This window comes from Streptosporangium sp. NPDC000563, assembly GCF_040299985.1.
GTDB lineage: Bacteria > Actinomycetota > Actinomycetes > Streptosporangiales > Streptosporangiaceae > Streptosporangium.
The window spans coordinates 76,860-86,685 of record NZ_JBEPDA010000028.1 but is presented as its reverse complement, the minus strand read 5'-3'; the positions used below and the strand labels follow the sequence as shown (position 1 = coordinate 86,685).

7 protein-coding genes are annotated in these 9,826 nt (G+C 66.1%); 1 reads left to right on the top strand and 6 read right to left on the bottom strand.

All coding sequences use genetic code 11. The features are described 5' to 3' along the window. Window positions 1–346: 346 nt before the first annotated feature. From ABT352_RS36110 to ABT352_RS36085, 6 genes are all read right to left on the bottom strand, one after another. Window positions 347–2,932, bottom strand: coding sequence for a valine--tRNA ligase (locus ABT352_RS36110; protein WP_389984839.1), 2,586 nt, complete (start codon window positions 2,930–2,932; stop codon window positions 347–349). Between the two features lie 335 nt (window positions 2,933–3,267). Beyond that, window positions 3,268–4,548 (bottom strand): ATP-dependent Clp protease ATP-binding subunit ClpX, encoded by a 1,281-nt coding sequence (gene clpX / locus ABT352_RS36105; protein WP_350949523.1) that lies wholly within the window; start codon window positions 4,546–4,548, stop codon window positions 3,268–3,270. A 192-nt stretch (window positions 4,549–4,740) separates the two neighbouring features. Beyond that, window positions 4,741–5,385, bottom strand: coding sequence for an ATP-dependent Clp protease proteolytic subunit (locus ABT352_RS36100; protein ID WP_350949522.1), 645 nt, complete (start codon window positions 5,383–5,385; stop codon window positions 4,741–4,743). Between the two features lie 11 nt (window positions 5,386–5,396). Continuing rightward, complete coding sequence (locus ABT352_RS36095; protein ID WP_386206743.1) at window positions 5,397–6,041, bottom strand: ClpP family protease; 645 nt, start codon at window positions 6,039–6,041, stop codon at window positions 5,397–5,399. 466 nt (window positions 6,042–6,507) lie between these two features. Next, window positions 6,508–7,887 (bottom strand): trigger factor, encoded by a 1,380-nt coding sequence (gene tig / locus ABT352_RS36090; RefSeq protein WP_350949521.1) that lies wholly within the window; start codon window positions 7,885–7,887, stop codon window positions 6,508–6,510. Window positions 7,888–8,096: 209 nt separating this feature from the next. Then, the gene (locus tag ABT352_RS36085; protein ID WP_350949520.1) at window positions 8,097–8,963 is read right to left on the bottom strand and encodes a Sco1979 family transcriptional regulator; all 867 of its coding nucleotides are present in this window, start codon (window positions 8,961–8,963) and stop codon (window positions 8,097–8,099) included. 243 nt (window positions 8,964–9,206) lie between these two features. Here ABT352_RS36085 and ABT352_RS36080 point away from each other — a divergent pair, with 243 nt between their 5' ends. Continuing rightward, window positions 9,207–9,716: an ATP-binding protein gene (locus ABT352_RS36080; protein ID WP_350949519.1), complete on the top strand. Its 510-nt coding sequence runs from the start codon at window positions 9,207–9,209 to the stop codon at window positions 9,714–9,716. Window positions 9,717–9,826: the final 110 nt, after the last annotated feature.

Genomic DNA, 9,826 nt, shown 5'->3' with positions numbered 1-9,826 from the left:
CCCGCTAGGATTGCGACCACCCCGTTTCCAGGGCAACCCCTCTAACTTACTCCAACATCCGATCGTTGTCCAATCACTCGGACACATCCGGTTTGTCGAGATTTTCAGAGAGGGAGTGCAGGACGCTGCCCTGCATGAAGAACTCTAGCAGCCCCCTAGGGCTGCGATGACCAACTTTCCGGTAAGAACTAGGTCTTCCCTGGGACACCAACTCCCAAACACGAGAACCCGGGGTCAAGAGACCCCGGGCTCTCGTCAAGACAGCTGCCTGTCCTGGACACTCATCAGGTCGAGTTCCCGATCACCAGGTCGACCCGAGTCCCTGCCACGAACTCCCCTCAGCCGGTCAGCCGGCCGGAAGCGCCGCCAGCTGGGCGAGCAGTCGTTCGATGTCCTGATCCGCCTGCGCGGCACGGGAGCGCACCTTGGTCACCACGTCGTCGGGTGCCTTGGCCATGAACTGCTCGTTGCCGAGCTTGGCGGCGACCTGGGCCGCCTCCTTGCGCGCTGCCGCGAGGTCCTTCTCCAGCCGCTTACGCTCGGCGGCCACGTCGATCGTCCCCGCCGTGTCGATCTCCACGGCGATTCCGGCCACATCGAGACTGGCGGTCGCGGCGAACGACTCGGACGGCTGGTCGAGCCGGAGCAGAGACCTGATCGCCCCTTCGTGAGGCACGAGTGCCGTACCCGCGAGAGAGAGCCTCGCAGCGACCCTCTGGCCAGGCTTGAGCCCCTGGTCGGAACGGAATCTGCGCACCTCGGTGATCAATCCCTGCACGGCGAGGATCTCTTCCTCCGCCGAGGGGTCGCGCAACGAGTCCTGAACCGTCGGCCAGGGTGCGACGACGATCGACTCACGCCCGGTGACCGCACGCCACAGTTCCTCGGTGACGAACGGCACCAGAGGGTGGAGCAACCGGAGCAGCGCGTCGAAGACATGACCCAGCACGAGCCGGGTGTGCTCCTGGCCGGAAGCGATCTGGATCTTGGCGAGCTCCACGTACCAGTCACAGACCTCGTCCCAGGCGAAGTGGTACAGCAGGTCTGAGATCTTGGCGAACTCGAAGTTTTCGAACGCGGTGTCCACCGACGCGACGACCTCCTGGAGCCTGGAAAGGATCCAGCGGTCGGCGGCCGTCAGCTTCTCGATCGGGAGCTCACCCGTCACGGCGCCGTTCATCAACGCGAAGCGGGTGGCGTTCCAGATCTTGTTGCAGAAGTTGCGCGAACCCCCGGCCCATTCCTCGCTGATCGCCACGTCGGAGCCGGGGTTGGCACCGCGCAGCAGCGTGAAGCGGGTGGCATCGGCACCGAAGCGCTCGACCCAGTCGAGCGGGTCGACGACGTTGCCGAACGACTTCGACATCTTCTTTCCGTACTGGTCACGGACCATGCCATGCAGTGCCACGGTCCGGAACGGCGGCTCGCCGTCCATGGCGTAGATGCCGAACATCATCATCCGGGCCACCCAGAAGAACAGGATGTCGTAGCCGGTCACCAGGACGGAGGTCGGGTAGAACTTCGCCAGTTCCGGCGTCTTGTCCGGCCAGCCGAGAGTGGAGAACGGCCAGAGCCCCGAGGAGAACCAGGTGTCGAGGACATCGGGGTCCTGGACATAACCCTCGGGCGCCTGCTCGTCAGGGCCGACACAGACGACCTCGCCGTCCGGGCCGTACCAGACCGGGATACGGTGCCCCCACCACAACTGCCGGGAGATGCACCAGTCGTGCATGTCGTCGACCCAGTCGAAGTAGCGCTTGGCCAACTCCGGCGGGTGGATCTTCGTCCGGCCGTCACGGACCGCGTCGCCGGCCGCCTTGGCCAGGGGCGAGACGTTGACGAACCACTGGAGCGAGAGCCGGGGCTCGATCACGGTCTTGCAGCGCGAGCAGTGCCCGACCGAGTGGAGGTAGGGGCGCTTCTCCGCGACGATCCTTCCATCCGCGCGGAGCGCAGCCACCACCGCGGGCCTGGCCTCGAAGCGATCGAGCCCCTGGAACGGGCCGTGTGCGGTGACCACCCCGCGCTCGTCCATGACCGCCAAGGACGGCAGCGAGTGGCGTCGCCCGATCTCGAAGTCATTCGGGTCGTGCGCCGGGGTGACCTTGACCGCTCCCGTACCGAAGGCCGGGTCGACGTGCTCGTCGGCGACGATCGGGATGCGACGACCGGTGAGCGGCAGCTCCACCTCGCGGCCGATCAGGTGCGCGTAGCGCTCGTCGGAGGGGTGCACCGCCACAGCGGTGTCGCCGAGCATCGTCTCGGCCCGGGTGGTGGCGACCACGATGGAGTCGTCGCCGTCGCCGTAGCGGATCGAGACGAGCTCGCCCTCGTCCTCGCTGTGCTCGACCTCGATGTCCGACAGCGCGGTCAGGCAGCGCGGGCACCAGTTGATGATGCGCTCGGCACGGTAGATGAGCCCGTCGTCGAAAAGCTTCTTGAAGATCGTCTGCACTGCGCGGGAGAGACCTGGGTCCATGGTGAAGCGCTCGCGCGACCAGTCGACACCGTCGCCGAGCTTCTTCATCTGGCCGAGGATCCGGCCACCGGACTCCTCCTTCCACTGCCAGACGCGCTCGACGAACGCCTCACGGCCGAGGTCGTGCCGGGACAGACCGTTCTTTGCGATCTCGCGCTCGACGACGTTCTGGGTCGCGATGCCCGCGTGGTCCATGCCGGGCAGCCAGAGCGTCTCCTGGCCGCGCATGCGAGCGCGGCGGGTCAGCGCGTCCTGGATGGAGTGGTCGAGGGCGTGGCCGATGTGCAGGACACCGGTCACGTTCGGCGGAGGCAGGACGATGCTGTACGGCTCGCGCTCGCTGCTCGGGTCGGCGGTGAAGTGTCCCTCCGATACCCAGCGCTCGTAGCTCCGGGTCTCCACGTCGGCGGGTGCGTACTGGGTGGGCAGCTCTGGCGTCGTCACGATGCCCAAGTCTAGGGATGTCCGCGTGTCCCCCGTCCCACGGACCGTCCTATGGATCGCTTCTCCTGTGACTTCTTCCGGCGAACGAGATGCTCCCCTCCCTGTTGCAGGCCGACGAACACCGAGCGGACACCGGCGGATACGAAGCAGGCACCCGCGGGCCCCGGCGAACAGGTGACCAGGATCGGCGGATACCCGCGGATACGAAGCAGGGGCGGAGAGGGACATCGGCGGCCTCAACCGGATACGTCGCGGGAGTCGGTCAGCCGGAAACAGGCGGTGCCCCCGCGGGAGAATCCACGGGGGCACCACTCGTGCGAGCCTGGAGCGGCTCGCGCGGACTTCTACGCCGACTTCTCCCGCGGCGGCCGCTGCTGCTTGTTGAGCTGGTCGCGCGGGACGAGCGTGGGATTGACGTGCTCCAGAACCGACTCGCGGGTGATCACCACTCGCGCCACGTCCTGCCGCGAGGGCACCTCGTACATCACCGAGAGGAGAACCTCCTCCAGGATCGCCCGCAGGCCGCGGGCGCCGGTGCCTCGGAGGATCGCCTGATCGGCGATGGCCTCCAGCGCGTCGTCGGTGAATTCGAGCTCGACGTTGTCCAGCTCGAACAGCCGGCGGTACTGCTTGACGAGGGCGTTACGCGGCTCGGTGAGGATCTGGATGAGCGCCTCACGGTCGAGGTTGTGGACACTCGTGATCACCGGAAGCCGGCCGACGAACTCGGGGATCATGCCGAACTTCAGCAGGTCCTCGGGCATGACGTTCTCGAAGATGTCGGCGCTGTCGATGTCCTCCTTGGAGCGGATGATCGCGTTGAAACCGATCCCCTTGCGGCCGACCCGGGACTCGATGATCTTTTCGAGACCGGCGAAGGCCCCACCACAGATGAACAGCACGTTGGTGGTGTCGATCTGGATGAACTCCTGGTGCGGATGCTTACGTCCGCCCTGTGGCGGCACGCTCGCGGTCGTGCCCTCCAGGATCTTCAGCAGGGCCTGCTGCACGCCCTCGCCGGAGACGTCCCTGGTGATCGACGGATTTTCGCTCTTACGAGCGATCTTGTCGACCTCGTCGATGTAGATGATGCCGGTCTCGGCCTTCTTGACGTCGTAGTCGGCGGCCTGGATCAGCTTGAGCAGTATGTTCTCGACGTCCTCGCCCACGTAGCCCGCCTCCGTCAGGGCGGTGGCGTCGGCGATGGCGAACGGAACGTTCAGCATCTTCGCCAACGTCTGGGCGAGCAGTGTCTTGCCGGAACCGGTGGGGCCCAGGAGCAGGATGTTGGACTTGGACAGCTCAATGCCGTCGTCACGCCCGCGCTCGCCGGACTGCACCCGCTTGTAGTGGTTGTAGACCGCCACGGAGAGAGCCTTCTTCGCCTGGTCCTGACCGATGACGTAGGCGTCGAGGAATTCGTAGATCTCCCTCGGCTTGGGAAGGCTGTCCCACTTGAGCTCAGAGGACTCGCTGAGCTCCTCCTCGATGATCTCGTTGCAGAGGTCGATGCACTCGTCGCAGATGTATACGCCGGGTCCGGCGATGAGCTTCTTGACTTGCTTCTGACTCTTTCCACAGAAAGAGCACTTCAGCAGGTCTCCCCCGTCGCCGATGCGTGCCACCCCAGATACTCCTTTGCGTGGGACCGCCCTGGCTACCGCGGTCCGTTTCTTCCGACCGGCCCGATACCCGATCGAAAAGTCATCCCGCTTAGGTTTCGACGTTACCGTCTTCTGAGCCCTCAGTGAGCCCCCTAGCGGCGAGTCGCACCGGAACGTGCCTGATTCGGCACGGTTCCGGTGCGATATGCCTCGTTAGGAGGCTACGGCCTTCGCGAGTTTCTTGCGGGACGGGATGATGTCGTCGATCAGCCCGTACTCCTTCGCCTCGACGGCGTCGAGGATCTTGTCCCGCTCGATGTCCTTGCGGACCGCCTCCGGTGCCCTGCCCGAGTGCTGAGCGATGATCATCTCCATCTGCGAGCGCATCCTGAGGATCTCGCGCGCCTGGATCTCGATGTCGCTTCCCTGGCCGCCGCCCTCGGTGGACGGCTGGTGGATCAGCATGCGGGCGTTCGGCAGGGCGAAGCGCTTGCCCGGCGTGCCGCCGGCCAGCAGGACCGCCGCCGCCGAGGCCGCCTGGCCCAGGCAGACCGTCTGGATCTCCGGCCGGACGAACTGCATCGTGTCGTAGATCGCCGTCATGGCGGTGAACGAACCGCCCGGCGAGTTGATGTAGATGCTGATGTCGCGGTCGGGGTCGAGCGACTCCAGGGTCAGCAACTGCGCCATGACGTCGTTGGCTGACGCGTCGTCCACCTGCACGCCGAGGAAGATGATGCGGTCCTCGAAGAGCTTGGCGTACGGGTTCATCTCCCGCATGCCGTAGGACGTGCGCTCGGTGAAGGACGGAAGAACGTAGCGGCCGTTGATGTCTCCCGGCCGGATCAACTCACTCACCTTGTGCCCCTTCAGGAGACGGCGCCCGTGGAGGGCACCTGCCGAGCGCTGCGCACGACCTGGTCGATGAAGCCGTAGTCCTTGGCCTCCTCGGCCGTGAACCAGCGGTCGCGGTCGGAGTCGGCCTCGATCTGCTCGAGATTCTGGCCGGTGTGGAACGCGATGCGCTCGGCGAGGGTCTTCTTGACGTAGAGCATCTGCTCCGCCTGGATGGCGATGTCGGCGGCGGTGCCGCCGATGCCGCCGGAAGGCTGGTGCATCATGATGCGGGCGTGCGGCAGGGCGTATCGCTTGCCCCGCTCGCCGGCGCACAGAAGGAACTGGCCCATGGAGGCGGCCAGACCCATCGCGACCGTGCACACATCGTTAGGCACATATTCCATCATGTCGTAAATCGCCATACCAGCGGTCACGGAACCGCCTGGCGAGTTGATGTAGAGCCAGATATCGCGCTCTGAGTCGTCCGCGGCGAGCAGGAGCAGCTCGGCGCAGATCCGGTTGGCGATCTCGTCGTTGACCTGGGTGCCCAGCACGATGATGCGCTCACGCAGCAGCCGCTGGTAGAGCTGGTCTTCGAGCCTGAACGAGCCGGTCGGCTGGCTCATCGACTCGGGCCCGGAGCCGGTCGGCTGGTAGAAGGTCGGCGGGCTGGTCACAGCGTCACCTTCCGATGCGTCGTAATCGATTGGCTTTGCTTGTGACCTTAACGCGCGCCACCTACCGGACATGCCTCCTCAACGCACTGTTCGCTGACGGCGCATGCTGCCCGCCGCCTCCCCACCACGTCCGCGGCTCCCCTGTCGTGCATCCCTGCGAGGGCTGAGAGGCCGGAGCCTCCACGGCGTGTCGCCGCTCGCCGGAGAGGCTGAAGGTGGGCATGCGCAGGAAGGTGTGCGACAGGTTGGGGCCACGAGATCCCTCAACGGCTCTCAGAGGGCCCAGGAGCCCTCGAAGCTCTGGGGCAGAGCAGAAGGCCGGGGAGATTCCGGAGACCTCCAGGCGTCGCCCTGCGGCCCGCGCACCCTCACCCGGGGACGAAGACGCCCCCGCCACGCGGAGCGCGGCGGGGGCGTCGGGCGGCGGGGGGCAGCGGACGAATCCGGTCTCCCGCTCGGCCGAAAACTACTTGGCGGCGGTCTCGACCTCGGTGTCGTCGGCCTCCTCGGAGACCTCCTCACCGTTGATCTCGGTGTAGATGGCCTTGAGGTCGACCTCGTTGCCGGCCTCGTCGGTCACCTTGGCGGCGTCGCCGACGACGCTCTTGGCCTTGTCGCGGACGATCTCGACCATGGCCAGCGTGAGCTGGTCGTTGTCGGCCAGGTGCTGGGCCAGCGTGTTGGGCGCGACGTTCATCTGCATGGCGCGGCGCACCACGAAGTTGGTCAGCTCCTGCTCGCTGACACCGAGGTCCTCGCTCTTGACGATCTTGTCGAGGACGAAGCCCGTCTTGAGCGCCTTGGCGGCGCTCTCGTCGAACTCCGCGAAGCGCTCCTCCTCGGTGGTCTGGTAGAGGCGGAAATATGCCTCCCTGCTCAGGCCACTCTCGGCGATCTGGTGCTCAAGGTTGTGCTTGCGGTTGTCGACCTCGGCCTTGAGCGCGCTCTCGGGCAGCGGAATGTCGATCTTGTCGAGCAGGGCGGCGAGGGCGTTCTCGCGAGCCTGGACGACCTGGTCGATCAGCTTGTTGCGGCGGGCCGTCTCGCTGATGCTCGCCTTCAGCTCGTCGAGAGTGTCGAACTCGCTGGCGAGCTGGGCGAACTCGTCGTCGAGCTCGGGGAGGACCTTCTCCTTGACGCTCTTGACGGTGATGGTGACCACTGCCTCCTCGCCGGCGTTCTCGCCGCCGACCAGGTTGGTCGTGAACTCCTTGGTCTCACCCGCGGACAGGCCGACCAGTGCGTCGTCCAGCCCCTGCAGCACCGAGCCGGCGCCGACCTCGTAGGAGACGTCGTTGGCCTGCTGCTCCTCGATGTTGACGCCGTCGATCGCGGCGGCCAGGTCCATGACGACGAAGTCACCGGAGGCCGCGGGGCGCTCGACGCCGGTCAGCGTGGCGAAACGCTGACGCAGGCCGTTCAGCTGCTCCTCGATGTCCTTCTCGGAGACCTCGGAGACCGGGACGGTCACCTCGATGCCCTGGTAGTCGGGGACCTCGAAGCCGGGACGAACATCCACCTCGGCGGTGAACTCGACCTGCTGGCCGTCCTCGATCTTGGTGACCTCGATCTCCGGCTGGCTGACCGGGAAGATGTCGCTCTCGTCGACGGCCTGGCCGTACAGCTTGGGCACCGCGTCGTTGAGGGTCTCCTCCAGCACCACGGCGCGGCCGAACCGCTGCTCGATGATGCGAGCCGGAACCTTGCCGGGGCGGAACCCGGGGACGCGCACCTGCTGCGCGACCTTCTTGTACGCCGCCTGCAGGCTCTCGCCGAGCTCCTCGAACGGCACCTCGACGGTAAGCCTTACCCGGGTCGGGCTGAGCTCCTCCACAGCGGTCTTCACGGGGTCGTCTCCTTGATCAAGCTTCGAGTGATCGCGGGCGCGTCAGGACTTAACGGCTACCGCGGCAAGCTCGCGCGCCGCGCCCACATGAGCGGCACCTGGCACAGCCGTCGAGACACGCGAGATTAGGGCATGCTCCACAGCGGCGGGTGTTCAGCGCCGCTGGCCAGTCTAGGGCAGAGCGGCACCAGGGAGCGACCAATGGCCGCTCAGTCCTCCTTGATGATCCGCCGCAGGATGTCGTTCGTCTCGCCGGGCGTGGTGCTGACCGCGCACAACCGCTCCATGACCTCGCTGTAGCGGTCGACGTCCTCACGCTTGTCCAGGTAAAGGGCGCTGGCCAGCTGTTCGACGTAGACGACGTCGGGGAGTTCGCTGTCGTTGAAGCGGAGCACGCTGAAGGCGCCGCCCTCCGCGCTGTGACCTCCGAAGCTGAAGGGCATGACCTGGATCGTGATGTTCGGCTGCCGCATGAGGTCGAGCAGATGCTCCAGCTGGGCCCGCATGACGTCCGCGCCGCCGATCGGACGCCGCAGGGCGGCCTCGTCGATCACGGCCCAGAAGAAGGGGCCGTCGGGTCGGCCGAGCACCTGCTGGCGTTGCATGCGCAGATCGATGCGGCGGGCGATCTCCTCGGGCGCGATGCCGGCGCTCCCCGCGGTGATGACCGCCCTGGCGTACTCCTTCGTCTGCAGCAGGCCCGGCACGAACTGCACCTCGTAGGTACGGATCCGGGAGGCCGCCTCCTCAAGGCCGACGTACGTCTGGAACCATGAGGGCAGCAGGTCGTTGAACCGGTGCCACCAGCCGGGCTCGTTGGCTCTGAGCAGCAGATCCATCACCGCCGACCGGGCTTGCTCGTCCTCCACCCCGTAGAAGGTGAGCAGGTCCGCCACGTCGCGTTCCCTCAGGCCGACCCTGCCGAGTTCCATCCTGCTGATCTTGGACTCGGATCCGCGGATCAGATGGCCCGCCTCCTCGCGCGACAGCCCCTTGGCCTCACGCAGGCGACGCAGTTGGGAGCCTAAAAGGATGCGCAGAGCTGTGGGACCCGATCCCGGTTGAACCTGCGTCACTTCGCCTCCCTCTGTACTTGGGCCAGCGCACACAGTGTCACTACTTCCGGCCGCTATGACAAGGTCTCAACTCCCTGCCCAATTCGCCAAGTCGACGTCCTAACCGCCCATGCGGCTGCACATTGCAACTGCACGTGCATTTGGGTCTTGCAGCGGACGTGTCGGTGACCCATGATGGCCTAGTGCATATTGGGCTTATGGTGCACAAGCTCTGAAAACTCTCAAGTAGTACGGAGACTCACGATGACAGCGGGAGGTACCGGCAGGATGGTGGAGGAGCCAAAATCGGCTGCCGACTACCTGCAGGCGACCCGCCAGGTGGGCTTTGACGAGCTACTGGAGGCCAACCACTCCGGCGCCACCGCGTGTCCCCTGCCCAATCAGGCCGACTCGGTGAAGACCGCCAGGGACGTGACACGTTCCACATTCCACGACTGGGGGCTGGCGGAACTCAGCGATGACGCAGCGCTAGTGGTTTCGGAACTCGTCACCAACGCGGTCCGTTACGCGCTGTGCCCGCCCGGCCGGACCGAGATCAACCCGATCACGCTCGTCCTGGTGCACCTCTCTCCCCACGTGCTCCTCGCCGTGACGGACCCGAGCAACGAGGTGCCGACGCCCAAGGAGCCCGACTTCGTCTCGGAGAACGGCCGGGGCCTCTACATCGTGGAGACCTACAGCCAGGGCTGGGGCTGGGATCACCTCAACTGCGGCGGCAAGGCCGTCTGGGCCTTCTTCAGCCCTCACTCCTGACGTTCTCCCCACAGCGGGATCATTTCCGCGTTTCTCCGCGGGCACCCTTGCCCCTCCCGTCCCACGCGCGTGACCCGCCCGTCCCACGCGCGCCGCGAAGAGCCACTCGC

Excerpts from the sequence above, each read along its gene's own strand:
- ABT352_RS36080 (WP_350949519.1), top strand. The coding sequence starts at position 9,207 with ATGACAGCGGGAGGTACCGGCAGGATGGTGGAGGAGCCAAAATCGGCT.